This is a genomic window from Micromonospora marincola, from assembly GCF_056150385.1.
This window is the reverse complement of record NZ_JAXCFT010000001.1, coordinates 154,273-177,150: the sequence shown is the minus strand read 5'-3', so window position 1 is coordinate 177,150 and position 22,878 is coordinate 154,273. Positions and strand designations below refer to the sequence as shown.

At 72.3% G+C, this 22,878-nt stretch carries 22 protein-coding genes, 1 tRNA gene and 1 pseudogene; 4 read left to right on the top strand and 20 right to left on the bottom strand.

Going from position 1 to position 22,878, the window contains the following annotated elements; genetic code table 11:
- Positions 1-24: 24 nt before the first annotated feature.
- Genes SM450_RS00900 through SM450_RS00880 form a run of 5 tightly spaced genes read right to left on the bottom strand, consistent with a single transcriptional unit; the run spans position 25 to position 4,073 of the window.
- A complete protein-coding gene (locus tag SM450_RS00900; protein WP_474617716.1) occupies positions 25-399 on the bottom strand; it encodes a GntR family transcriptional regulator in 375 nt (124 codons plus the stop codon).
- Positions 396-1,337: a YhjD/YihY/BrkB family envelope integrity protein gene (locus SM450_RS00895; protein WP_474617715.1), complete on the bottom strand. Its 942-nt coding sequence runs from the start codon at positions 1,335-1,337 to the stop codon at positions 396-398. Before SM450_RS00895 ends, SM450_RS00900 begins: the two co-directional genes overlap by 4 nt.
- 56 nt (positions 1,338-1,393) lie before the next feature.
- On the bottom strand, positions 1,394-1,957 hold the full coding sequence (locus SM450_RS00890; protein ID WP_474618333.1) for a 2'-5' RNA ligase family protein: 564 nt from the start codon (positions 1,955-1,957) through the stop codon (positions 1,394-1,396).
- A 46-nt stretch (positions 1,958-2,003) separates the two neighbouring features.
- Positions 2,004-3,029 (bottom strand): tryptophan--tRNA ligase, encoded by a 1,026-nt coding sequence (gene trpS, locus SM450_RS00885; RefSeq protein ID WP_474617714.1) that lies wholly within the window; start codon positions 3,027-3,029, stop codon positions 2,004-2,006.
- 33 nt (positions 3,030-3,062) lie between these two features.
- Complete coding sequence (locus SM450_RS00880; RefSeq protein ID WP_474617713.1) at positions 3,063-4,073, bottom strand: hemolysin family protein; 1,011 nt, start codon at positions 4,071-4,073, stop codon at positions 3,063-3,065.
- 175 nt (positions 4,074-4,248) lie between these two features.
- On the opposite strand from SM450_RS00880, the gene galE reads away from it, so the two are divergent.
- Entirely contained in the window at positions 4,249-5,235 is a 987-nt protein-coding gene (gene galE / locus SM450_RS00875; protein ID WP_474617712.1) for a UDP-glucose 4-epimerase GalE, read from the top strand.
- A gap of 58 nt (positions 5,236-5,293) precedes the next feature.
- Complete coding sequence (gene galK, locus SM450_RS00870) at positions 5,294-6,454, top strand: galactokinase (RefSeq protein ID WP_474617711.1); 1,161 nt, start codon at positions 5,294-5,296, stop codon at positions 6,452-6,454.
- A gap of 88 nt (positions 6,455-6,542) precedes the next feature.
- Here galK and cysN read toward each other — a convergent pair whose 3' ends face one another.
- The 9 genes and pseudogenes from cysN to SM450_RS00825 all read right to left on the bottom strand — a co-directional run bounded on the left by cysN (position 6,543) and on the right by SM450_RS00825 (position 14,809).
- Entirely contained in the window at positions 6,543-7,847 is a 1,305-nt protein-coding gene (gene cysN, locus SM450_RS00865; RefSeq protein ID WP_474617710.1) for a sulfate adenylyltransferase subunit CysN, read from the bottom strand.
- Positions 7,847-8,758, bottom strand: a complete 912-nt coding sequence (gene cysD, locus SM450_RS00860) for a sulfate adenylyltransferase subunit CysD (RefSeq protein WP_474617709.1) — start codon at positions 8,756-8,758, stop codon at positions 7,847-7,849. The genes cysN and cysD overlap by 1 nt, the downstream gene beginning before the upstream one ends.
- Positions 8,759-8,838: 80 nt before the next feature.
- On the bottom strand, positions 8,839-9,672 hold the full coding sequence (locus SM450_RS00855; RefSeq protein WP_474617708.1) for a 3'(2'),5'-bisphosphate nucleotidase CysQ: 834 nt from the start codon (positions 9,670-9,672) through the stop codon (positions 8,839-8,841).
- Between the two features lie 76 nt (positions 9,673-9,748).
- Complete coding sequence (gene pth, locus SM450_RS00850) at positions 9,749-10,339, bottom strand: aminoacyl-tRNA hydrolase (protein ID WP_474617707.1); 591 nt, start codon at positions 10,337-10,339, stop codon at positions 9,749-9,751.
- Between the two features lie 100 nt (positions 10,340-10,439).
- Positions 10,440-11,135 carry a 50S ribosomal protein L25/general stress protein Ctc gene (locus SM450_RS00845; RefSeq protein WP_474617706.1) on the bottom strand — a complete coding sequence of 232 codons (696 nt, stop codon included), beginning with the start codon at positions 11,133-11,135 and terminating at the stop codon, positions 10,440-10,442.
- Positions 11,136-11,418: 283 nt separating this feature from the next.
- Positions 11,419-12,399: a ribose-phosphate diphosphokinase gene (locus tag SM450_RS00840; RefSeq protein ID WP_474617705.1), complete on the bottom strand. Its 981-nt coding sequence runs from the start codon at positions 12,397-12,399 to the stop codon at positions 11,419-11,421.
- 56 nt (positions 12,400-12,455) lie between these two features.
- Positions 12,456-13,979: pseudogene (gene glmU / locus SM450_RS00835) on the bottom strand (bifunctional UDP-N-acetylglucosamine diphosphorylase/glucosamine-1-phosphate N-acetyltransferase GlmU); the annotation flags it as partial.
- A 74-nt stretch (positions 13,980-14,053) separates the two neighbouring features.
- Positions 14,054-14,124, bottom strand: a tRNA-Gln gene (locus SM450_RS00830).
- Between the two features lie 46 nt (positions 14,125-14,170).
- Positions 14,171-14,809 (bottom strand): resolvase, encoded by a 639-nt coding sequence (locus SM450_RS00825; protein WP_474617704.1) that lies wholly within the window; start codon positions 14,807-14,809, stop codon positions 14,171-14,173.
- Positions 14,810-14,986: 177 nt separating this feature from the next.
- Between SM450_RS00825 and SM450_RS00820 the strand changes: the two genes are divergently transcribed.
- Positions 14,987-15,652, top strand: a complete 666-nt coding sequence (locus SM450_RS00820) for a TetR family transcriptional regulator (protein WP_474617703.1) — start codon at positions 14,987-14,989, stop codon at positions 15,650-15,652.
- Here the strand turns inward: SM450_RS00820 and SM450_RS00815 are convergent.
- The 6 genes from SM450_RS00815 to SM450_RS00790 all read right to left on the bottom strand — a co-directional run bounded on the left by SM450_RS00815 (position 15,642) and on the right by SM450_RS00790 (position 21,536).
- Positions 15,642-16,118: a DUF4383 domain-containing protein gene (locus SM450_RS00815; protein ID WP_474617702.1), complete on the bottom strand. Its 477-nt coding sequence runs from the start codon at positions 16,116-16,118 to the stop codon at positions 15,642-15,644. The two genes, SM450_RS00820 and SM450_RS00815, sit on opposite strands and share 11 nt — an antisense overlap.
- Positions 16,119-16,237: 119 nt before the next feature.
- Positions 16,238-16,693 carry a DUF4383 domain-containing protein gene (locus SM450_RS00810; protein ID WP_474617701.1) on the bottom strand — a complete coding sequence of 152 codons (456 nt, stop codon included), beginning with the start codon at positions 16,691-16,693 and terminating at the stop codon, positions 16,238-16,240.
- Between the two features lie 87 nt (positions 16,694-16,780).
- The gene (locus SM450_RS00805; RefSeq protein ID WP_474617700.1) at positions 16,781-18,580 is read right to left on the bottom strand and encodes an ABC-F family ATP-binding cassette domain-containing protein; all 1,800 of its coding nucleotides are present in this window, start codon (positions 18,578-18,580) and stop codon (positions 16,781-16,783) included.
- A gap of 66 nt (positions 18,581-18,646) precedes the next feature.
- On the bottom strand, positions 18,647-19,600 hold the full coding sequence (locus SM450_RS00800; protein ID WP_474617699.1) for a 4-(cytidine 5'-diphospho)-2-C-methyl-D-erythritol kinase: 954 nt from the start codon (positions 19,598-19,600) through the stop codon (positions 18,647-18,649).
- A gap of 84 nt (positions 19,601-19,684) precedes the next feature.
- The gene (gene rsmA / locus SM450_RS00795) at positions 19,685-20,554 is read right to left on the bottom strand and encodes a 16S rRNA (adenine(1518)-N(6)/adenine(1519)-N(6))-dimethyltransferase RsmA (RefSeq protein WP_474617698.1); all 870 of its coding nucleotides are present in this window, start codon (positions 20,552-20,554) and stop codon (positions 19,685-19,687) included.
- 79 nt (positions 20,555-20,633) lie between these two features.
- Positions 20,634-21,536, bottom strand: coding sequence for a TatD family hydrolase (locus SM450_RS00790; RefSeq protein ID WP_474617697.1), 903 nt, complete (start codon positions 21,534-21,536; stop codon positions 20,634-20,636).
- 58 nt (positions 21,537-21,594) lie between these two features.
- Here SM450_RS00790 and SM450_RS00785 point away from each other — a divergent pair, with 58 nt between their 5' ends.
- A complete protein-coding gene (locus SM450_RS00785) occupies positions 21,595-22,836 on the top strand; it encodes a hypothetical protein (RefSeq protein WP_474617696.1) in 1,242 nt (413 codons plus the stop codon).
- The last annotated feature ends 42 nt before the right edge of the window (positions 22,837-22,878 follow it).

The window sequence follows — 22,878 nt, the reverse complement described above, 5'->3', positions numbered from 1 at the left end:
CTCTCCCCGCTCAGGCGACCGCGCTCAGCCGCGGGTACCGGCGTCCAACGCCGCACGGACCAGGGCGACGGCCCGCTCCGGCGGTATGCCCAGGCGGCGCGCCTCGGCGGCGTAGTCGGCCGCGGCCCGGTGCAGCCGGTCGGTGGCGTCGTCGCGCCCCGGGGCCACCACGGTGCCGTGCCGGCCCCGGGTCTGCACAAGCCCGGCGGCCTCCAGCTCCCGGTACGCCCGGGCCACCGTGTTCACCGCCAGCCCCAGGTCGGCGGCGAGCTGCCGGACCGCGGGCAGCCGGGTGCCCACCGCCAGCCGACCGTCGGAGATCGCGCTCGCGAGCTGCGCCCGCACCTGCTCGTACGGGGGCGCCGCCGCCCCGGCGTCGACCCGTATCCGCGGGCTCATCCCCCGCCCCCGGGGGTACCCGGATCGGTCTCCTCGTCGAGCACGTCCGCCTCCACGTCCACCTCCCGCGCGCCGCCCTCGGCCAGGTCGACCACCCGGCCGTACCGGCTGGTGGCGGCGAGCGCGGCGCCGAAGAGCACCAGTTGGTTGAGCAGGTAGAGGTAGAGCAGCAGGCCCACGGCGGTCGCCACCACCGTGTAGGCCGGGTTCCGCTCGGTGCGCACCACGTAGTAACGGCCCACGGTGTTGAGCAGGGTGATCCCGACCGCGACCATCAGCACCGCCGGGCGTAACCGACGGCGGCTCATCCGCAGCCGGGGCACGGCCAGCAGCAGCGCGGCGGCGAGCACCGCGTTGACAAGCACGCTCAGCACCGCGCTGACCGTGGTCAGGCCGACCGAGCCGGTGCTGCGCAGCAGGAAACGCAGCAGCGACTCCAGCGCGTCGACGGCGGCGACCGAGACGAAGAGCAGCACGAAGACCGCGACCAGCACGCCCAGGTCGACCAGGCGGCGCACCACGATGTTGCCTGGCTGCTGGTTGAAGCCGTACATCAGCCGCTGCGAGGAGCGGATCGCCTCCACCCAGCCGATCCCGGTGAAGACCAGGATGACCAGGCCGACCACGCCGACGGTGTTGCTGCTCTCGGAGATCTGCGCCGGGTCGAGGAAGGGCAGGTTCTCCCGCAGGAAGTCGGCCGCCGCGCGGCTGACGTCCTCGTTGTCCCGCAACACCGCACCGAAGATCCAGTACGCGACGAGCGCGAGCGCGAACACGGCGAAGAAGCCGTAGTAGGCGATGGCGGCGGCGAGCCGCCCCGCGAGCAGGTCACCGTAGAGCGTCCCGGCCTGCCAGAGGTGGTCGAAGACCGGTGAGCGACCGCGGGCCGCGTCGATCCGGCGTCCCGCCGCCGCCTCGATCCGGCCGAAGACGTTCACCCCGTCATCCTCGCCGATCGCCGTCCCCGGCGGAGGAGGCCCGGCCGGTCGGGTGTTCAGCGCCCGCCGCCGAGCCGGAAGTCGCGGCGGGGCTGCCACCGGGCCGCCCCGCTGTGCGAGAAGAGCGTGAACGCCTCCACCTCGAACAGCGCGGAGAAGTCGGCCAGGTCCTCGTACGCCTTGTCGAGCACCTCGGGTGGCACGTCCTGGGCCACGGTGACGTGCGGGTGGTAGGGAAAGCGCGCCTCGCGACGCAGCTCGGGGGTCGAGTTGATGGCGGAGGCGAGCAGTTCGCACTCGCTGATCCCGGCGGCCACCGTCACGAAGACCACCTGGGTGACCGGGCGGAACGTGCCGGTGCCGCGCAGGTGCAGGGTGAACGGCAGGTGCGCGCCGGCCACCCGGGCCAGGTGCTGCTCGACCGCGGGCAACGCGCGCACCGGGATCTCGGTGGGCCCGAGCAGGGTGACGTGGGCCGGGACGGCCTGCGGGTCCCCGGCCTCCACCCGGCGGCGGGTGAGCAGCCCGCCCCACGGCTCGGGGATGTCGACCGCGATCCCGATCTGGATCGTGTCCTCGCTGTCGGGTGCCGCGTCACTGCCCGCCACGTCGCGTGCCATCCCTCCGGCCACCGCCTGCGTCACCGTCTCCGCTCCACCCGGGCCGCTACTCGAACCGCACCGGGGGGAAGAAGCCGACCCGCTCGTACACGGTGCGCAGCGTGTCGGCCGCCACCGCCCGGGCCTTCTCCGCGCCCTGCGCGAGCAGCTTGTCGAGCTGGGCCGGGTCGTCCAGATAAGCGTTGGTGCGCTCCTGGACCGGGGTGACGAACTCCCGCACCACCTCGGCGAGGTCCTTCTTGAGGTCGCCGTAGCCCTTGCCGTCGTACGCCGCGACCAGGTCGTCCATGCTCCGGCCGGAGAGCGCGGAGTAGATGGTGAGCAGGTTGGAGACGCCGGGCTTCCCCACCGCGTCGAAGACGATCTCGCGACCGGTGTCGGTGACCGCCGAGCGGATCTTCTTGGCCGAACGCGCCGGGTCCTCCAGCAGGTCGATGATGCCGGCCGGGGAGGAGGACGACTTCGACATCTTGGCCGTCGGGTCCTGCAGATCGGTGATCTTGGCAGTGTCCTTCACGATGTGCGGCGCCGGCACCGTGAACGTCTGACCGAACAGCGAGTTGAACCGCTGCGCCAGGTCACGGGAGAGCTCCAGGTGCTGCCGCTGGTCCTCGCCGACCGGCACCGCGTGCGCCTGGTAGAGCAGGATGTCGGCGGCCTGGAGGATCGGGTAGGTGAACAGGCCGACACTGGCCCGCTCGCTGCCCTGCTTCTGCGACTTGTCCTTGAACTGGGTCATCCGGCCGGCCTCGCCGAACCCGGTGATGCAACCGAGCACCCAGGTCAACTGCGGATGTTCGGGCACCTGCGACTGGACGAACAGCGTGCTGCGCTCCGGGTCGAGGCCCAGCGCGAAGAGCTGCGCGGCGGCCACCCGGCTGCGCCGCTTCAGCACCTGCGGGTCGTGCCCCGCGGTGATCGCGTGCAGGTCCACCACGCAGTAGAACGCGTCGTGACTGTCCTGCAGGGCCACCCAGTGCCGCAGCGCGCCCAGATAGTTGCCGAGATGGAACGAATCGGCGGTCGGCTGGATGCCGGAGAAGACGCGCGGGCGGACGGGTACGTCGGACATGGCGGCAATTCTGTCAGCAAGCCCCGGGATCCGTCATGACGGGCCGGCGGGTCGGACGGGTACGGGCGGGAGCGGGGCGCTGACCTCGCGCCGGGGCTCGGGCAGCCGCAGCACGGAGACCGCCAGGCGGGACACCCGCCGGCCGTCGAGCGTCAGCACCCGCAGCAGCCAGCCCTCCGGATCGGTGACGTCCGATCCGTCCCCGACCGCCACCGGCACCTCGTCGCCGGCCACCGGCAGCCGGCCCAGCGCGGCCATCACGTAACCGCCCACCGTCTCGTACGGGCCGGCGGGCAGCGGCACGCCGGTGCGCTCGGCGAAGTCGGCCAGGTTGAGCCGGCCGTCGACCACGGCGGGCAGACCGGCGGGCTCCGTCCCGGGCGGGGCATGGCCCTCGTCGTAGATCTCCCCGACCAGCTCCTCGACCAGGTCCTCGCAGGTGACGATGCCGGCGGTGCCGCCGTACTCGTCGACCACCACGGCCAGGTGGTGCCCCTCCCGGCGCATCTCGGTGAGCGCGGCGAGGACCCGCTTGCTGCCCGGCAGCCGTTTCACCTCGCGGGTCAGCTCACCGACGGCGACCGGGCCGGCCGGCTCCGGGCACAGCAGCACGTCCCGCAGGTGCACCAGACCGACCACGTCGTCGTGGGTGCCGTCCACCACCGGGTAGCGGGTGTGCGGGTCGTCCCGGACCAGCCGCTGCGCCTGCGCCACGGAGTGCCCGGCGGAGAGGAAGACGACCTCGGTGCGGGGCACCATCACCTCGCGTACCAGCCGCGCGCCGGCCGCCAGCACCTCGTCGATGATCCGCCGCTCGTCCGGGTCGAGCAGTGTGTTCGCCGCGACCAGGTCGCGCAGCTCGGCCTCGCTGATCCGCTCCCGCCCGGCGGTGGGACTCGCCCCGAGCAGGCCGGTCACCATCCGGGTGGCGCCGTCGGCGGCCCGCACCACCAGGCGGGCCACGGCCCGGGCGAGCGGGCCGGGTTCGCGTCGGGGCCGCCCCGGCGGTCGTCGCCGGGGCCCGGGACCACCCGCTTCCCGCATGACAAGCATGGTAGACATCGGCCGCTGCCGGTCCGGGTCCGATGTTCGGATCTGTTCAATCGTGAGCGATTGTGATGGAATGAAGTGACGCTCACTCGACCGCCGTGCCGGCGGCGCCGGCCGTAGGGTGATCACGGACGGCCGACACCGACGCGGCCAGGCAGGAGGACCCGACGTGAAACTGCTCGTCACCGGCGGCGCCGGCTACATCGGCAGCGTGGTGACCCGGATGCTGCTCGACCACGGCCACCAGGTGACGGTGCTGGACGACCTGCGCACCGGTCACCGCGAGGCGCTCGCCCCCGAGGCGACCCACGTCGACCTGCCCGTGCACGAGGCCGCCCGGGTGCTCACCCCCGACGCCGGTTTCGACGGCGTGCTGCACTTCGCCGCCCTGATCGCCGCCGGTGAGTCGATGATCCGCCCGGAGCTCTACTGGGACACCAACACCGTCGGCTCACTCGCCCTGCTCGACGCGGTCCGCGCCGCCCGGGTCCCGCGGATGGTCTTCTCCTCCACCGCCGCCGTCTACGGCAACCCCACCGAGCTGCCCATCTCGGAAACCGCCGTCAAGGCCCCCACCAACACCTACGGGGCGACGAAGCTGGCCGTCGACATGGCGCTCACCTCCGAGGCGATCGCGCACGAGCTGGGCGCCGTCTCGTTGCGCTACTTCAACGTCGCCGGGGCCTACCTGCGCGACGGGTCGGCCATCGGCGAGCGGCACGACCCGGAGACGCACCTCATCCCGATCGCGCTCGACGTCGCCGCCGGCCGGCGCGAGAAGCTCCAACTCTTCGGCGACGACTACCCCACCGTCGACGGCACCTGCGTCCGCGACTACATCCACGTCGAGGACCTGGCCCGCGCCCACCTGCTCGCGCTCGACGCGGCCACGCCGGGCCGACACCGGATCTACAACCTGGGCAACGGCAACGGCTTCACCAACCGGCAGGTCGTCGACGTGGTCCGCGAGATCACCGGGCACCCGCTGCCGGTCGAGGTGGCGCCGCGCCGCGAGGGCGACCCCGCCGAACTGGTCGCCTCCTCCGCGCTGGCCCGCGACGAGCTGGGCTGGACGCCGGCGAAGCCAACCCTCCAGGACATGGTCGGCGACGCCTGGGCGTTCTACCGCGAACACATCGCGGGCGCACGCCCGTGAGCGCGAGGAGTGAGCCGGGGTTGCGAGCCCCGCAGTCGCGAACGAAAGGCGGCACAGCATGAGCGGCGACGTCGCCGACCGCGCCACCGCCGGCTTCCGGCAGCGGTACGCCGCCGAGCCGGCCGGCCGCTGGGCGGCTCCCGGGCGGGTAAACCTGATCGGCGAGCACACCGACTACAACGACGGCTTCGTGCTGCCCTTCGCGCTTCCCCTGCGTACCGTCGTCGCCGCGGCGCCCGGCCCGGACGGGCACTGGACGGTCTGGTCGGAGCTTGACGACGAGCCGGTGGAGTTCGGGGCCACGGAGGCCGACCAGCCCGGCCGGGTCGGGGGCTGGGCCGCCTACGTGGCCGGCGTGGTCTGGGCCCTGCGCGCCGCCGGCCTCGACGTCCCGGGCGCGCGGCTCGCCGTCGCCTCCGACGTCCCGGTCGGCTCCGGGCTCTCCTCGTCGGCCGCCATCGAGTCGGCGGTGCTGGCCGCCCTGGTCGACCTCGGCGGGCTGGACCTGCCCGCCGAGCGGTGGCCCCGGCTCGCCCAGCGCGCCGAGAACGACTACGTCGGCGCGCCGACCGGGATCATGGACCAGTCCGCGGTCATCCGGGGCCGGGAGGGGCACGCCCTCTTCCTCGACTGCCGCACCGAGGAGATCGAGCAGATCCCGTTCGACCTGGACGCCGCCGGGCTGGCCGTGCTTGTCATCGACTCGCGCGCGCCGCACCGCCACGCCGACGGGGAGTACGCCGCCCGGCGGAAGAGCTGCGAACGGGCCGCCGCGACGCTCGGGGTGACCGCCCTGCGCGACGTGCCCACCGCCGACCTGGACGCGGCGCTGGCCCGCCTCGACGACGACGAGACCCGCCGCCGGGTCCGGCACGTGGTCACCGAGAACCAACGCGTGCTCGACACCGTCGCGCTGCTCCGCGCCGATCGGGTCCGCGAGGCGGGGCCGCTGCTGACCGCCTCACACGCCTCGATGCGCGACGACTTCGAGATCACCGTGCCGGAGGTCGACACCGCGGTCGAGGCGGCGCTCCACGCCGGGGCGTACGGCGCGCGGATGACCGGCGGTGGGTTCGGCGGCTGCGTGCTCGCCCTGGTCGACGCGGACGCCGCCGACACGGTGGCCACCGCCGTCAGGGCCGCGTACGCCGCCCGCGGCTTCCCCGCCCCCGACACCCGCACTGTCCGCCCGTCCGCGGGAGCCCACCGCCTCCCCTGACCGTCGCGCCCAGTTACACGGAAAGAGTGGCTATCCACGCTCGGATAGCCACTCTTTCCGTGAATCTGGCGCGCGTCGGGGACGGGGCTCAGAGGCCTTCGACGATCATGCCGGCGCCTACGGTGCGGTTGGTGGTTTCGTCGATGATGACGAAGCCGCCTGTGGTGCGGTTGCGTCGGTACTCGTCGGCGAGCAACGGAACGGTGGTCCGCAGCCGGATCCGGCCGATCTCGTTGAGCTTCAACTCGCCGGCCGCCTCGTCCCGGTGCAACGAGTTGATGTCCAGCCGGTAGTGCAGCTCGCGCACGATCGCCCGCGCCGAGCGGGTGGTGTGTTTGATCGCGTACCTGCCGCCGACCTGGAGCGGCCGGCTCTCGTCCATCCAGCAGACCATCGCCTCAATGTCCTGCGCGACCATCGGGGCGTTGTTCGGCCGGCAGATCAGGTCGCCGCGGGAGATGTCGATCTCGTCGGTCAGCCGGACCGTGACCGACATCGGGGGGAACGCCTCGTCCACCGGGCCGTCGGCCGTCTCCACCGCCGCGATGCGGCTGGTGAACCCGGACGGCAGCACCATCACCTCGTCACCCGGCTTGAGCACGCCCGAGGCCACCTGGCCCGCATAGCCCCGGTAGTCGGTGACGGTGGTGGACTGCGGCCGGATCACGTACTGCACCGGGAAGCGGACGTCGACCAGGTTACGGTCCGAGGCGATGTGCACCCGCTCCAGGTGGTGCAGCAGCGACGGGCCCTCGTACCAGGGCATGTTCTCCGAGCGGGAGACGATGTTGTCGCCCCGCAGCGCGGAGATCGGCACCACGGTCAGGTCCGGCGCGTCGAGCTTCGCGGCGAACGCGGTGAACTCGTCCGCGATCCGCTCGAAGACCTCCTGCGACCAGTCGACCAGGTCCATCTTGTTGACACACAACACCAGGTGCGGCACCCGCAGCAGCGAACACAGGAACGCGTGCCGCCGCGACTGCTCCACCAGACCCTTGCGCGCGTCCACCAGGATCAACGCCAGGTCGGCCGTGGAGGCGCCGGTGACCATGTTCCGGGTGTACTGAATGTGCCCCGGCGTGTCGGCGATGATGAACTTCCGCCGCGGCGTCGCGAAGTAGCGGTACGCCACGTCGATGGTGATGCCCTGCTCCCGTTCGGCGCGCAGGCCATCGGTGAGCAGCGCCAGGTTGGTGTATTCGTCGCCCCGCGCCGCGCTGACCGCCTCGACGGCGGCGAGCTGGTCGCTGAAGAGCGACTTCGTGTCGTACAACAACCGACCGATCAGGGTCGACTTGCCGTCGTCGACGCTGCCGGCGGTAGCGAACCGCAACAAATCCATCGGCCGCGCCTCAGACAGCACATCGGCCGGTGTCAGCATCTCGGTGCCCATCAGAAGTAGCCCTCCCGCTTGCGGTCCTCCATGGCGGCCTCGCTGACCCGGTCGTCGCCGCGGGTCGCGCCGCGCTCGGTGATCCGGGTGGCGGCCACCTCCTCGATCACCTTCTCCACCGTATCGGCGTCCGAGCGGACCGCCGCGGTGCAGGAGGCGTCACCCACGGTCCGGTACCGCACCTGGGCCTTGAACGGCTGCTCACCGGCGCGGGCCCGGAAGAACTCGTTGACCGCGTAGAACATGCCGTCGCGCTCGATCACCTCCCGCTCGTGCGCGTAGTAGATCGCCGGCAGCGGGATCCGCTCCCGCGCGATGTAGTGCCATACGTCCAGCTCGGTCCAGTTGGACAGCGGGAACACCCGGATCGACTCGCCGGGGTGGTGCCGGCCGTTGTAGAGCGACCACAGCTCCGGGCGCTGGTTCTTCGGGTCCCACTGGCCGAACTCGTCGCGGAAACTGAACACCCGCTCCTTGGCCCGGGCCTTCTCCTCGTCCCGCCGGGCGCCGCCGAAGAGCGCGTCGAAGCGGTGCTTCTCCACAGCGTCGAGCAGCACCGGCGTCTGGATCCGGTTGCGCATGCCGTCCGCCGACTCGCGGACCAGGCCCTTGTTCATGGCCTCCGGCACGCTGGCCACGATGAGTTGCAGGCCCAGCTCGGCCACCCGCTGGTCACGGTAGTCGAGCACCTCGGGGAAGTTGTGCCCCGTGTCCACGTGCATCACCGGGAACGGGATGTTGGCCGGCGCGAACGCCTTCTGCGCCAACCGGAGCATCACGATCGAGTCCTTGCCGCCGGAGAAGAGCAGCACCGGCCGCTCCATCTCGGCGACGACCTCGCGCATCACGAAGATGCTCTCCGCCTCGAGCGCGTCGAGGTGCGACACCTGGTACGCGGCGGGGGACGTCATGACACGAACTCGATTCGCTCGGAACCGTACATCGGGATTCCAGACCTTTCCGGTCGGAGTCGTGAAGAAGAACGCTCAGGTTACCCGGAATGCCGCTGCAACGCTGCAAGCAACCGACTCGCGAGATCCTTGCGGCAGACCAGCAGATCCGGTAGGCGCGGGTCGGCCTCGTTGTATTTCAGCGCAGAACCGTCGATCCGGGAAGCATGCAGTCCGGTGGCCATCGCCACAGCGACCGGAGCGGCGGAGTCCCACTCGTACTGGCCGCCGGCATGGATGTACGCGTCGACCTCACCGGTGACCACGGCGGCGATCTTCGCACCCGCCGAGCCCATCGGAACCAGATGAGCGCCGACGTCCGCTGCCAGATCGGTCAGGAAAACCGGCGGACGGCTACGACTGGCCGCCAACCGGACGGTCCGCGCGCCGGCCGCCGACCCCGACTCCACGGGCATCGGCGGGTACGCCGGCGGGTAGTCCGTGCCCAACACCCGGTGCTGCGCCGGCAGGCCCACCGCGCCCGCGACCAGACCGTGCGGCGTGGGCGCCCGCCGCGACCAGAGCGCCACGTGCACCGCCCAGTCCGCGCGCCCCTCCTCGGCGTACTCCCGGGTGCCGTCCAACGGATCGACGATCCACACCCGGTCCGCGGTCAGACGGGTCATCGCCTCGCCGCCCGCCCCGGCCGTCCGGGCCACCCGCGAGCCCGCGTCCTCCTCCGACAGCACCGCGTCCGCCGGGCGCCACTTCGCCAGCTCGGTCCGGATCAGGTCGTGCGAGACCTTGTCCCCGGCCGACCGCAACGCCTCCGCGTCCCCGAAGCCAATCTCCGCGCGCAGATCCACAAGCGCCTGCCCGGCCCGCGACGCCAGCCAGCGGGCGAACGCGCCGTCGATCACCGGAGGACTGCCCATGGTGTCACCGCTCCCGTCGCCGGCCTTCGCTCACCTCGCGCAGGCGCAGACTACCGGCCCGCTCCGGAGGCGCCGGTCAGGCCCCGTGGTACAGGTTCTGCGTCGGCTCCACACCCTTGGCGACCACCGACTCCACCACGTCCGCCGCGCGATCCACCAGGAACTCCAGCTCCTTGCGCTCGGCCGCGGAGAAATCCGAGAGTACGAAGTCCGCCGGGTCCTGCCGACCCGGCGGACGGCCGACGCCGAACCGCACCCGCACGTAGTCCTTCGTGCCGAGCGACTTCGACATCGACCGCAGGCCGTTGTGACCGCCCTCGCCCCCACCGCACTTCACCCGCACCTGCCCGTACGGAATGTCCAACTCGTCGTGCACCGCGATCACCCGCGCCGGCGGGATCTTGTGGAACTGGGCCAGGCCGGCCACCGGGCCACCGGAGAGGTTCATGTAGGTGAGCGGCTTCAGCAACACCAGCTTCGGGCCGCCGAACCCCAGCCGCCCCTCGGCCGCCTCGGCCACCGCCCGCCGGTGCCGGCCGAACTTCGCGCCCACCCGGGCGGCCAGCAGGTCGGCCACCATGAACCCGACGTTGTGCCGATTGTTCGCGTACTCCCGACCGGGGTTGCCCAGGCCGACCACCAGCCACGGCCCCGCCTCGTCCGTCACCCGACGCCCCTTCCCGCTCGCATCCCCGCCGACCCGCCCCGATACGCCGACAGGCGCCCCCGGGACCCCGGGGACGCCTGTCGCACAGCCTGCGGACCGGTCAGGCCTCGGTCTTCGCCTCGGCCGGAGTCTCTCCGCCCTCGGCGGCCGGAGCGCCCTCCGGAGCCTCGGCGGTCTCCTCGCCGGCGCCGGCCTCGGCCTCCTCGGTGGCCTCCTCGACCTCGGGGAGGGTGGCCTCGAGCTGCTCGGCGGTCGGAGCGGCGGTCACCGAGGCGACCGGCAGCTCCTCGTCCACGGCCAGCTCGACGCCGGACGGCAGCTCCACGTCGCCGGCGGTGACCACGGTGCCCGCCTCGGCGCCGTCGATCGACGCCTCCAGGTGGTCCGGCACCTTCGTCGCGTCGGCGGTCACCGACAGGGTGTCGTGGTCGTGCACGATCAGGGTGTCCTTCGCGGCCTCACCGGTCAGCTGGACCGGAACCTCGACGGTGACCTTCTCGCCCCGGCGGACCAGGAGCAGGTCCACGTGCTCGAAGGAATCCCGGATCGGGTCACGCTGGATCGCCTTCGGCAGCGCCAGCACCTGGGTGCCGTCGCTGACCTCGATCGCGAAGAGCTGGTTCGCGCCGCCCTTACGGATCGCCGCGGCGAACTCCCGCGCCGGCAACGCGATGTGCTTGGGCTTCTCGCCGTGGCCGTACAGCACGGCGGGCACCTTGCCGGCCCGGCGGGTACGACGGGCACCACCCTTGCCGAACTCGGTGCGGGGCTCGGCGCTGATCTTTACCTCGGACACGGGGAAACTCCTGATGCTTCGCTGCGGCGGCTTGTCGTCTTGCGGTGCTGGGCGAGGGGCTCGCTGGGGCTCAAGGTCATGAACGACCGCCCGGAGCACCGCGTCGATGACGGCGCCTCCGTGCGGTGCTATTCAGCAGCCCGCCGGGCACCCTCGCCGTGGCAACCGCACCAGTCTACCCGAGCGGAATCCGGGCTCTCCGGCAGTCCCCATATCACCGCCCCGGCCGGCGCGCAGGGCAACGGCCCGGCCGCCGGACGACACCGGCGGCCGGGCCCCACGATCAGCTCAGGCCACCGAAGAGGGTGGTCACCGAACCGTCGTCGAAGACTTCCCGGATCGCCCGGGCCAGCAGCGGCGCGATCGACAGCACGGTCAGCTTGTCGAGCTGCTTCTCCGGCGGCAACGGCAGCGTGTTCGTCACCACGACCTCGCTGATCGGGCTGTTCTTCAGCCGTTCGGTCGCCGGATCCGACAGCAGCGCGTGGGTCGACGCGACCACGATCTCCGCCGCCCCCGACTCCTTCAGGATGTCGGCCGCCTTGGAGATCGTGCCACCGGTGTCGATCATGTCGTCCACGATCAGGCACACCCGGCCCTCGACCTCACCCACCACGCGGTTCGCCACCACCTGGTTCGGCTTCATCGGGTCCCGCGTCTTGTGGATGAACGCCAGCGGGCAGCCACCCAGCCGGTCCGTCCAACGCTCGGCCACCCGCACCCGGCCCGAGTCCGGCGCCACCACCGTCATCGGGCGGCCCGCGTAGCGGTGCTCGACGTACTCGGCCAGGATGTCCATCGCGAACAGGTGGTCCACCGGCCCGTCGAAGAAGCCCTGGATCTGCGCGGTGTGCAGGTCGACGGTGAGGATCCGGTTCGCGCCCGCGGTCTTCAGCAGATCGGCCACCAGCCGCGCCGAGATCGGCTCCCGACCCCGGTGCTTCTTGTCCTGCCGGGAGTAGGGATAGAACGGAAGCACCACGGTGATCCGCTTGGCCGAACCGCGCTTCAGCGCGTCGACCATGATCAGGGTCTCCATGACCCAGGTGTTCACCCCGTGCGTCACGGACTGCACCACGAAGGCGTCCGACCCACGCACCGAGTCCTTGAACCGAACGAAGATCTCACCGTTGGCGAAGTCGTACGCGTCGGTAGGCGTCGGCGCGACGCCGAGCACCTCACCGATCTCCTTGGCCAGCTCCGGAAAACCCCTCCCGGAGAAGAGCATCAGGCTCTTGCGGTTCTCGGCGACGATGCTGCCCATGGGCCCGTCTGCTCCCGTGTGTCGGTGGTGCCCGGCGGCGGTGGGGCCGGGGACTGTTCGGTTGCAGTATCCCCCGGGTTCACCGGTCCACCCACGGCCCGGCCGTCCCCGTGGATTCAGTCACCTTCGCTTGCCGCGCCGCCCGGCTCCGACGCACCCTCACCGGACCGACGCGCCGCCTCCGCCGCCGCCGTTTCGGGCCGCTTGCGCAGCACCCAGCCCTCCACGTTGCGCTGCTGGCCCCGCGCCACCGCCATCGCGCCCGCCGGCACGTCCGCGACGATCACCGAGCCGGCCGCGGTGTACGCGCCGTCGCCCACCCGCACCGGCGCCACGAACATGTTGTCCGCCCCGGTGCGCGCGTGGCTGCCGATCGTGGTGTGGTGCTTGCGCACCCCGTCGTAGTTGACGAAGACCGTCGCGGCGCCGATGTTGCTGTGCGCACCGATCGTGGCGTCCCCCACGTACGACAGGTGGGGCACCTTCGAGCCCTCCCCGATCGACGCCTTCTTGGTCTCCACGAACGTGCCGACCTTCGCCTTGCGGGCCAGCCGCGACTCCGGCCGCAGGTACGCGTACGGCCCGACGCTCGCCTGCGGGCCGACCTCCGCGCCCACCGCGTGGCTGCGTACCACCCTCGCGTCCTCGCCCACCACGGTGTCGACGAGCGTGGTGTCCGGGCCCACGAGCGCGCCCGCCCCGACCACCGTGGCGCCCTGCAACTGGGTGTTCTGGTCGATCACGGCGTCCCGCTCCACGGTGACCGTCACGTCGATCCAGGTGGTGTGCGGGTCGAGGATGCTCACCCCGGTGCGCATCCAGCCCTCGTTGACCCGGTCGCGCAACAGCCGGCGCAGCCCGGCCAACTCCACCCGGTCGTTGCAACCGAGCGTCTCCACGTGGTCGGCCGCGCAGTGCACCACCACCGGCTCACCCGCGTCACGCAGCAGGGCGAACACGTCGGTCAGGTATTCCTCGCCCTGGTCGTTGTCGGTGGAGAGCTTGCCCAGCGCCTCCCGCAACCGGGCCACGTCGAACGCGTAGATGCCCGCGTTGATCTCCCGCAGCGTGCGCTGCGCGGGCGTGGCGTCGCGCTCCTCGACGATCTGCTCCAACCGCCCCTGCGCGTCCCGCACGATCCGGCCCAGACCGGTCGGGTCCGGCACCTCGGCGGCCAGCACGGTGGCCGCCGCGGCAGCCTCCTCGTGCGCCTCGACCAGGGCCGCGACCGTCTCCGGTCGCAACAGCGGCACGTCTCCGTTGATCACCACGACGGTGCCTGTCGCGTCCGGCGCCGCGTCCAACGCGATCCGGACCGCGTGCCCGGTGCCGAGCTGGCGCTCCTGGAGCACCGGGACGGCCGTCGGGGCGACCTCGGCGAGGTGCGCCCGCACCTGGTCGGCGCCGTGGCCGACCACCACCATCGTGTGATCCGCGCCCAACGGCCCGGCCGCGGCCAGGACGTGACCGAGCAGGGTGCGGCCGAGAAGAGGGTGCAGCACCTTGGGCACGGACGACTTCATCCGCTTGCCCTCACCGGCGGCGAGCACGACAACGGTGCGGAGGTGGGGCTGGGGCACGACGTGGCTCCCGTCGGGACGGCGACAGTCTCGCGGTCATGCTAACCACGCGACGGAAGGCAAAGAGCAGGAAGCTCCCGGGAGAGGATTCGAACCCCTATAATCAGGACCAAAACCTGACGTCCTGCCATTAGACGACCCGGGATGGTCGAAAACGGGCAAATGTCTCCTGCCCGGCGGCTGCCTACACCTTACCGGTCACACGGTGGATCTTCATTGCCCATTCCCTCCATGATCCCTTCGATCCGCCAATAGAGCCGGCTGCCGCCCACGACATGAACGGTCAGGCAACCGTGATAGTCGGCGCCGACGTTCTTGCGCGTGGTCGATGGGCGGTGCCTCTTGATCGTGGTGCGCTGGAAGCATTCCGCCGGCACGCCCACCCGCGCCGCCCACCACCGCACGGCGGCGACGTCGTCCGCCGTCTCGTGAATGCTGACCCGGAATCTTCGATCCCCGGGCGGCACCTCGACGGCGTCCAGGAAGCGCAGGAAGAGTGCGACAAGCATCGGATCGCTGTTGACGAACTTGATCCGACAGTCGTGGGGGCGCCACGGCTTGGCCTTGCCGCCCTCGCACCAGTAGATCGCCGCTCCGACCAACAGCAACTCGCGCCGCTCCAGACGCCGCACCCATCCGGCGGATGCCGCGACCTCCTCGGCTCGGGCCGCGTCGCGAGACGCGCGGTGCGCGCCCCACTGAGCGTCGGAACGCGCCCGCTGGGCGGCCTGACGTCGCACCCGCACCAGGTACGGATCGAGGGGCAGATGTCGGGTCCAGAGGTAGGCCGTCGATTTCGACACCCCGAGTCGCCCCGCGATCTCCCCCACCGGGCAACCCGACCGCCGCAACGCGAGCGCCCTGGCGTGCAATTCGGGCTTGCTAACGCGGTATCCGTGCGAGTTGGACGAACCATCACCGACAGCCACGGGAAGAAACTAGAACAGATGTACGACAACGAGAGGACAGGTCGGCCCGAGCGGTCCACGCCTGGCAGGATGGGGCGGGTGACCGACGTTCCCGGCAGCGACCGCAGTCGTCGGCGGGCTGTCCCGGCGACCAAGCCCTCCCGGGTACGCATGTCCGCGACGCAGCGCCGCGAGCAGTTGATCTCGATCGCCCGGCAGATCTTCGCCGAGCGCGGGTTCGACGCCACCTCGATCGAGGAGGTCGCGGCGCGGGCCAAGGTCTCCAAGCCGGTGGTCTACGAGCACTTCGGCGGCAAGGAGGGGCTCTACGCGGTGGTGGTGGACCGGGAGGTCCGCTCACTGTTGGAGCGGATCACCACGGCGTTGACCGCTGGCCATCCACGAGAGCTGCTGGAGCAGGCCGCGCTGACCCTGCTCACCTACATCGAGGAGGAGACCAGCGGGTTCCGGGTGCTGGTCCGCGAGTCGCCGCTGATGTCCGCGACGGGCAACTTCAGCAGCGTGATGAACGACGTCGCGCACCAGGTGGAGCACATCCTCGGCGCGGAGTTCAACAGCCGGGGGTACGACCCGAAGCTGGCGGAGCTCTATTCGCAGGCGCTCGTGGGCATGGTGGCGCTGGCCGGGCGCTGGTGGCTGGAGGTGCGCAAGCCGCGCAAGGAGACGGTGGCGGCGCACCTGGTGAACCTGGCCTGGAACGGCCTGTCGCACCTGGAGTCGAAGCCGGGCCCGATCAGGAGTTAGGGCCCTCGGCGACCGGGTGGTAGCGACGGCGACGCTCCTCCTCGGCGTGTTCGGGCGGCCCGACCTTGTCGTAGAGGCCGGTGGCGAGCAGGATCAGCCCGAACAGCATGGACACGACGACTGTGGACATCGAGAAGTTCAGGAAGTTCGCCGAGGTCTGCAGCACGGACATCATCAGGATGCCGGTGACCAGGAAGACCACGCCGGCGGTGAGGTTCATGTAGTGCCCGAGGTTGTCGCGGCGGGACGCGCCCACGATCAGGACCGCTCCGAAGGCCACCGAGACCAGCGAGAAGGCCAGGTTGGTACGCAGCCCGAGGGCGGTGCTGCCATCCCGCCCGAACAGCCCGTCGCCCCAGGTCTGGAACACACCCCAGACGCCGAAGACCAGGATGTAGAGGCCGACGAGCCCGGACAGCACCCGGTAGAGCGGTCGCGCGGGGTGGTTCACCGGGAAGTGCGCCATGGTGCCCTCCAGCCGTGGAGACCGATTCGGGGCAATTGTCACCCGAGCCACCCGTCTCCGTCCCGAAAAGACACCGACGGCCCGGCGCGCTGCGCCGGGCCGTCGGGTGGATCCGGGGATCAGAGCACCAGGCGGGCCTTCTGCCAGGCCTCGTGCTCGTCGTTGCTGCCGACCTTGCCGTACATGCCGACCACCAGGAGCACCAGGGACAGGGTCAGGAGCACGATCACGGTCATGATCGAGAAGTTGAGGATGTTGGCGTCGGTCTGAAGGAACGCCAGCTCGGCCAGGCCGATGACCATCAGGGTGTACGCCAGCCACTGGTTGACCGCCACGTCGAGGTTGCGCCCGATCGCCACGCCGACCAGGATCACCACGCCGAGCAGCACCGACAGCAGCGAGAAGCCCATGTTGGTGCCCTGGCCGAGCACCTTGGTGTCGTCCTGGGCGAGGAAGTCGTTGCCGGCGCTGGCGATGACGCCGAGGGCGCCGAAGACGACGAAGTAAAGACCAACGAGCCCGCCGATCGCCCGGAAGATCGGCCGCGCGGGGTGGTTGACGGGGGTGTGGGCCATCTCTGCGTCTCCAAAGACCGAACGGGTGAGGGTTCCTCCGCTGATTCTCCCGTACGGCGGTCAGTGACGCCGCACACCCCCCACTCCTCAGCCGCCGGGCAGTTCCTCGGCCAGCGCCAGCCAGGTCTCCTCGGTGCGCTCCCGCTCGGCCCGCACCTCCTTGAGCTGGGCGTCCAGCTCGGCGACCCGGGCGTAGTCGGTGGCGTTCGCGGCGAGTTGCTCGTGCAGGCCCGCCTCCTTCTGGTCGAGCTTGGCGATCTGCCGTTCCAGCCGGTTGAGCTCCTTCTTCGCGGTGCGTACCTCGGCGGCGGACAAGCCGTCGCGGGCCGGCGCGGCCGTGCCCGGGGTGAGGTCGGCGGGCGCCGGGCCACCGGCCGCGGCGGCGCGGGCGAGGTATTCGTCGACGCCGCCGGGCAGGTGCACGAGCCGCCCGTCGCCGAACATGCCGTACGCGACCTCGGTGACCCGCTCGATCAGGTACCTGTCGTGGCTGGCCACCACGATCGTGCCGGGCCAGGAGTCGAGCAGGTCCTCAAGCGCGGCGAGGGTGTCCGTGTCCAGGTCGTTCGTGGGCTCGTCGAGCAGCAGCACGTTGGGCTCGCCGGCGAGCAGCCGCAGCATCTGGAGCCGGCGACGCTCCCCGCCGGAGAGGTCGCTCACCGGGGTCCAGAGCCGCCGGTCGTCGAAACCGAAGATCTCCGCGAGCTGGGCGGCGCTGATCTCCCGGTCACCGAACTGCACCCGGCGGGCCACCTCCTCGACGGCCTCCAGCACGCGCAGGTGGCCGGGCAGCTCGGCGAGTTCCTGGGAGAGGAACGCCGCCCGCACGGTCTGCCCGGCGGCGAACCGCCCACCGTCGGCGCGTGTCACCCCGGCGAGCAGCCGCAGCAGGGTGGTCTTGCCGGCGCCGTTGCGGCCGAGGACGGCGATCCGGTCGCCGGGCCCGACCTGCCAGGTGGTGTCGTGCAGGATCTCCTTCGGGCCGGCGTGCAGGGTGACGTGTTCGAGGTCGTACACCTGCTTGCCGAGCCGGGCGGTGGCGAGCCGTTGCAGCGACATGGTGTCGCGCGGTTCCGGCACGTCCGCGATGAGCGCGTTCGCGGCGTCGATGCGGAACTTCGGCTTGGAGGTACGCGCCGGCGGGCCCCGCCGCAGCCAGGCGATCTCCTTGCGGAGCAGGTTCTGCCGGCGGGCCTCGGTGGCCGCGGCGATCCGTTGCCGCTCGACACGGGCCAGCGTCCACGCGGCGAAGCCGCCCTCGTACGCCCGGACGGTCTGGTCGGCCACCTCCCAGGTGGCGGTGCAGACGGCGTCGAGGAACCAGCGGTCGTGGGTGACCACGACGAGCGCGCCCTTGCGGGTGACCAGGTGCCGGGCCAGCCAGTCGACGCCGCCGACGTCGAGGTGGTTGGTGGGCTCGTCGAGGACGAGCAGGTCGGAGTCGCGGACCAGCAGGGCGGCGAGCGCCACCCGGCGGCGTTCCCCGCCGGACATCGGGCCGATCGGGGTGTCGAGGCCGAGGTGGGGCATGCCGAGGCCGTCGAGGATGGCCCGGACGCCGGCGTCGCCGGCCCACTCGTGCTCGGCGCCCATGCTCTCGCCGAGCCACGCGGTGCCGAGCACGACATCCCGCATGGTGAGTTCTCCGGCCAGGTCCAGGCGCTGCGGCAACCAGGACACGCGCAGGTCCCGGCGATGGGTCACCCGGCCGTCGTCGGGTTCCTCGACGCGGGTGAGCAGCCGCAGCAGCGTCGACTTGCCGGCGCCGTTGAGACCGACCACACCGACCCGGTCGGCGTCGTCGAGGCCGAGCGAGACGTCGGTGAGCAGCGGCCCGGCGGCGCCGTACCCCTTGGACACCCGGTCCAGGTTGACGATGTTGGCCACTGGTTCACCTTTCACACGACTCAGGCGCCCCGGGGTCCGGGACGCCTGAGTCAAGGGTACGGGGCCTCAGACGATGCGGGCGCCGTGCACGGGCCCGTGCGCGACCCGCGCCTCCCGGCACACCCCGGCGGCGGTCAGCTCGTCGGCGATGCGCCCGGCGTCGGCCGCGTCGGCGGCGAGGAACACGCAGGTGGGCCCGGAGCCGGAGACGATGCCGGCAAGCGCGCCGGCGGCCTCGCCGGCCTTGAGCGTGCCGGCAAGCGCCGGGCGCATGGTCAGCGCCGCGTCCTGGAGGTCGTTGCCGAGCGTGGCGGCGAGCACCCGCGGGTCCCGCTGCCGGAGCGCGCCGAGCAGCGCGTCGGTGCTGCCCAGCGGCGTTCCGGCGGCGCCGGTGTCGCGCAGCCGGTCGAGTTCGCGGTAGGCGGCCGGGGTGGAGAGGCCGCCGTCGGCGATGGCCACCACCCAGTGCCAGGAGGTGGGGCGGGCCAGCACCGGGCTGACCGCCTCGCCCCGGCCGGTGCCGAGCGCGGTGCCGCCGTGGATCAGGAACGGCACGTCGGAGCCGAGGTCGGCGGCGATGCCGGCCAGTTCGTCGCGGGACAGGCCGGTGCCCCAGAGCGCGTCGCAGGCCACGAGCGCGGCGGCGGCGTCGGCGCTGCCGCCGGCCAGCCCGCCGGAGAGCGGGATGTGCTTGCGCAGGTGCAGCCGGGCGTGCGGGGCGACACCGGCGTAGCCGGCGAGGGCGTGCGCGGCGCGCAGCGCCAGGTTCGTGTCGTCGAGGGCCAGTTCGCCGGCGCCCTCACCCTCCATGGTGAGGGTGAGCGTGTCGCCGCGGCGGGCGGTCAGCTCGTCGTAGATGGAGATCGCGTGGTAGACGGTGTTCAGCTCGTGGTAGCCGTCCCGGCGCAGCGGCCCCACCCCGAGGTGCAGGTTGACCTTGGCGGGCACCCGCACCTTGACCGGGCCGCTGGCTCCGCGCCGCTGCCCGTCCTCGTCCTCCGGTCGCCAGGCCTCGGTCACCGGGAGAACTCCCGCGGACGCAGGCGGATGTCGAACGGCTTCTGCACGGTCAGCTCCTCGGCGGGGTCGGGCAACGGCGCCAGCCTACTGGGCGCTGGCGGAGCCGTCCGGGGCCGACGCGGCGATGGCGGCGAACTGGTCGACGGTGAGTGACTCGCCGCGTGCGCCCGGGTCCACGCCCGCGGCGGTGAGCGCGGCGGCGGCCCGGTCCGCGCCGCCGGCCCAGCCGGCCAGGGCGGCGCGCAGCGTCTTGCGGCGCTGGGCGAACGCGGCGTCGACCACCGCGAAGACCGCCGTGCGGGGTACGTCCGGTCGGGGCGGCTCGCGGCGGGTGAACGCGACCAGGCCGGAGTCGACGTTGGGTACCGGCCAGAACACGTTCGGCGGGACCTTGCCGGCGGCCCGGGAGCGGGCATACCAGGCGAGCTTGACCGAGGGGATGCCGTACACCTTGGAGCCGGGACCGGCGACGAGCCGGTCGGCGACCTCCTTCTGCACCATCACCAGCCCGTGCCGCAGGGTGGGCAGCTCGGCGAGCAGGTGCAGCACCACCGGCACGGCCACGTTGTAGGGCAGGTTCGCCACAAGCGCGGTGGGGGCCGGGTCGGCCAGGTCGGCGGCGGTGATCCGCAGCGCGTCGGCGGGGTGCACGGTGAGCCGGGCGGCGTCCGGGCCGGCGAACCGGGCGGCGGTCTCCGGGAGCGCGGCGGCGAGCGCCGGGTCGAGTTCCACGGCGTGCACGTGCGCGGCGACCGGCAGCAGGGCCAGGGTGAGCGAGCCGAGGCCGGGGCCGACCTCAAGCGCCACGTCGTCGGGGGCGAGGCCGGCGGTGGTGACGATCCGGCGCACGGTGTTCGGGTCGTGCACGAAGTTCTGGCCGAGCTTCTTGGTCGGCGTGACGCCGAGCCGCGCGGCGAGTTCCCGGATCTCCGCCGGGCCGAGGAGTCCGGTCACGCCCCGTAGCGTAAGCGGCGGGGTGTCGCGGTTAGGCGGGGGCCCTTCTTATCGCCTGGCGTTGTGGCGGGGCCCCCGCCTAACACCACGGGCCGAACGCGCGCTCACCGTTGGTGGAGATGTGGGCGCACAGGGTGTCCAGGTCGACGCCTGTGGTGTCGGCGAGGAACCGGACGGTCAGCGGGATCAGGTACGACGCGTTCGGCCGTCCCCGGTGCGGCATCGGCGTCAGGTACGGCGCGTCGGTCTCCACGAGCATCTGGTCCGGCGGGGTGACGGCGGCGGCCTCCCGCAGCGCGACGGCGCTGCCGAAGGTGACCGTGCCGGCGAAGCTCAGCAGGTGCCCGCGGCGGACGCACTCGCGGGCGAAGTCGGCGTCGCCGGAGAAGCAGTGCATCACCACCGTGTCCGGCGCGCCCTCGTCGTCGAGGATCCGCAGCACGTCGGCGTGTGCGTCGCGGTCGTGGATGACAAGCGCCTTGCCGTACCGCTTGGCGATGGCGATGTGCGCCCGGAAGCTCGCCTCCTGCGCCGCCCGCCCCTCGGCGCCGGTGCGGAAGAAGTCCATGCCGGTCTCGCCGATGCCGCGCACCCGGTCCCGCCCGGCCAGCGCCTCGATCTCACGCAGCGCCTCGTCCAGGTTGGCCAGGCGGGGCGCCTCGTTGGGGTGCAACGCCACGGTGGCCAGCACCGGCGCGTACCGGTCGGCGACGTCGGCGCCCCACCGGGACGAGTCGACGTCCACGCCGACCTGGACCAGGCGGTCCACGCCGACCCCGGTGGCGACGGTGATCGCGGCGGCCACCGGGTCGCCGTCGTCGCCGCCCGGCGGCGTGCCGTACTCGCCGACGGTGATGTCGAGGTGGGTGTGGCTGTCCAGCACGGGCACGGGAAGCGGCTCGGGGGCGGGCGGGAACTCCCCGGCCCGGCGTGCGGCGCGCTGCTTGCGGGTCTCGGTCTGCTCGGTCATCGCGGCCAGCATCACACACCCGCCACCGTCCGTTCACACACTCCACATCTCGCCGGCTTAGCGTCCCCGGGTGACCGTCACTGACCAGGCCGGCGGGGCCGCCTCCGAGCGGACCGGGCTGCGCGTGACGTACGACGGCCAGGTGTACCCGGCCGAGGAGATCGCCCGGGGCGCGGCGTACGAGCTGTTCAGCGCCGACGAGACGCCGGGCTTCGAGTGGTGTCCCCGGCCGGGGGTCGGCCACCGGTGGCGGAAGTTCGTGCACGCGACCGAGGTGGACGCGGTGCGGGGCGCGGTGGAGCCGACCGAGGAGACCGACGCGCCGCTGCTGATGCCTGTGCACCGGGAGCGGGGCTGGGCGTACGTGCACCAGCTCAGCCAGCGCCCGGCGGCGGGCGACCCAACGTTGGCGGCGGTGCGGGCGTCGGCGGTGATCCGGCCGGGCACCCGGATGGTGAAGGTGCTCTCCGCCCGGCAGCTCGCCGGTTACGTGCGGGGCTGGTTGCCGCACGGCTTCTGCTACCGGGAGCACGACGTGGCGCACCTGCGCACGCCGACGGGGATGGCGGTGCTGCGCGGTGATCCGGAGGGCGGCGACGTGGCGTACGCGTTGCGGTGGCGGGCCGCCGACCCGGCCGACTACGACGTCCCGGTCGGCGCGGCGCACCGTGGGCTGACCGCCATGCCGCCCCGAGACCGGCTCGGTCCGCCGGTGCTGGGCACCGGTTTCGTGCCGAGCGACGCCCAGCTCGTCCCGGAGTTCGTCACCCGGGACTTCGCGGACCTGCCGATGCCGGCGAACGCCACCCTGCTCGCCTACCCGGCCGAGGGGATGGAGGTGGTGCTCTACACCTATCAGGCGGAGCAGCGCGGCTGGCTGCGCCTGGCCGGCCCGCAGTGGCGGCACCTGCTGGCGGCGGTGCCCGGCCTCGCCGCCGACCAGGAGTACGTGCCGACCGGTGACGCGCCGCGCTCCACCCGGCTCGTCGGCGCGTACGCCGGGGCGGAGTACGAGGCGGTGGCCGACCAGCCCGGCGGGTTCCGGGTGCTGGCGATGACCCGGGCGGCCCGCTATCCGGTGGAGGCGGCGGCCCGCCGGTTGCGGATCGCGGCCTGGCGCGGTGTGCCCTGCCTGGTGCTGCGGGAGGAGGGCGGCTGGTTGCGGTTGCGGCTGCGCCGCCCGGATCCGGACGCGGTGGCGGTGACCGGGGCACAGTGTCACGAACGGGGTGTGTACGAGGTCTGGGCGCCCGGCGCCGAGTTGACCGACGACCGGGTGGTGGACCTGCCGTACCCGCGGCGGCACGAATAGACGGCGGCCGGGAGGGAAGGCGTGGGCGTCCGAGACCAACGC

Bases quoted from the DNA above. Each gene is read 5' to 3' on its own strand.
- SM450_RS00900 (WP_474617716.1), bottom strand. From the start codon at position 399: ATGAGCCCGCGGATACGGGTCGACGCCGGGGCGGCGGCGCCCCCGTAC.
- SM450_RS00890 (WP_474618333.1), bottom strand. From the start codon at position 1,957: ATGGCACGCGACGTGGCGGGCAGTGACGCGGCACCCGACAGCGAGGAC.
- trpS (WP_474617714.1), bottom strand. From the start codon at position 3,029: ATGTCCGACGTACCCGTCCGCCCGCGCGTCTTCTCCGGCATCCAGCCG.
- SM450_RS00880 (WP_474617713.1), bottom strand. From the start codon at position 4,073: ATGCGGGAAGCGGGTGGTCCCGGGCCCCGGCGACGACCGCCGGGGCGG.
- galK (WP_474617711.1), top strand. From the start codon at position 5,294: ATGAGCGGCGACGTCGCCGACCGCGCCACCGCCGGCTTCCGGCAGCGG.
- cysN (WP_474617710.1), bottom strand. From the start codon at position 7,847: ATGGGCACCGAGATGCTGACACCGGCCGATGTGCTGTCTGAGGCGCGG.
- cysD (WP_474617709.1), bottom strand. From the start codon at position 8,758: ATGACGTCCCCCGCCGCGTACCAGGTGTCGCACCTCGACGCGCTCGAG.
- SM450_RS00855 (WP_474617708.1), bottom strand. From the start codon at position 9,672: ATGGGCAGTCCTCCGGTGATCGACGGCGCGTTCGCCCGCTGGCTGGCG.
- SM450_RS00840 (WP_474617705.1), bottom strand. From the start codon at position 12,399: ATGGGCAGCATCGTCGCCGAGAACCGCAAGAGCCTGATGCTCTTCTCC.
- SM450_RS00815 (WP_474617702.1), bottom strand. From the start codon at position 16,118: ATGGCGCACTTCCCGGTGAACCACCCCGCGCGACCGCTCTACCGGGTG.
- SM450_RS00810 (WP_474617701.1), bottom strand. From the start codon at position 16,693: ATGGCCCACACCCCCGTCAACCACCCCGCGCGGCCGATCTTCCGGGCG.
- SM450_RS00790 (WP_474617697.1), bottom strand. From the start codon at position 21,536: ATGCTGGCCGCGATGACCGAGCAGACCGAGACCCGCAAGCAGCGCGCC.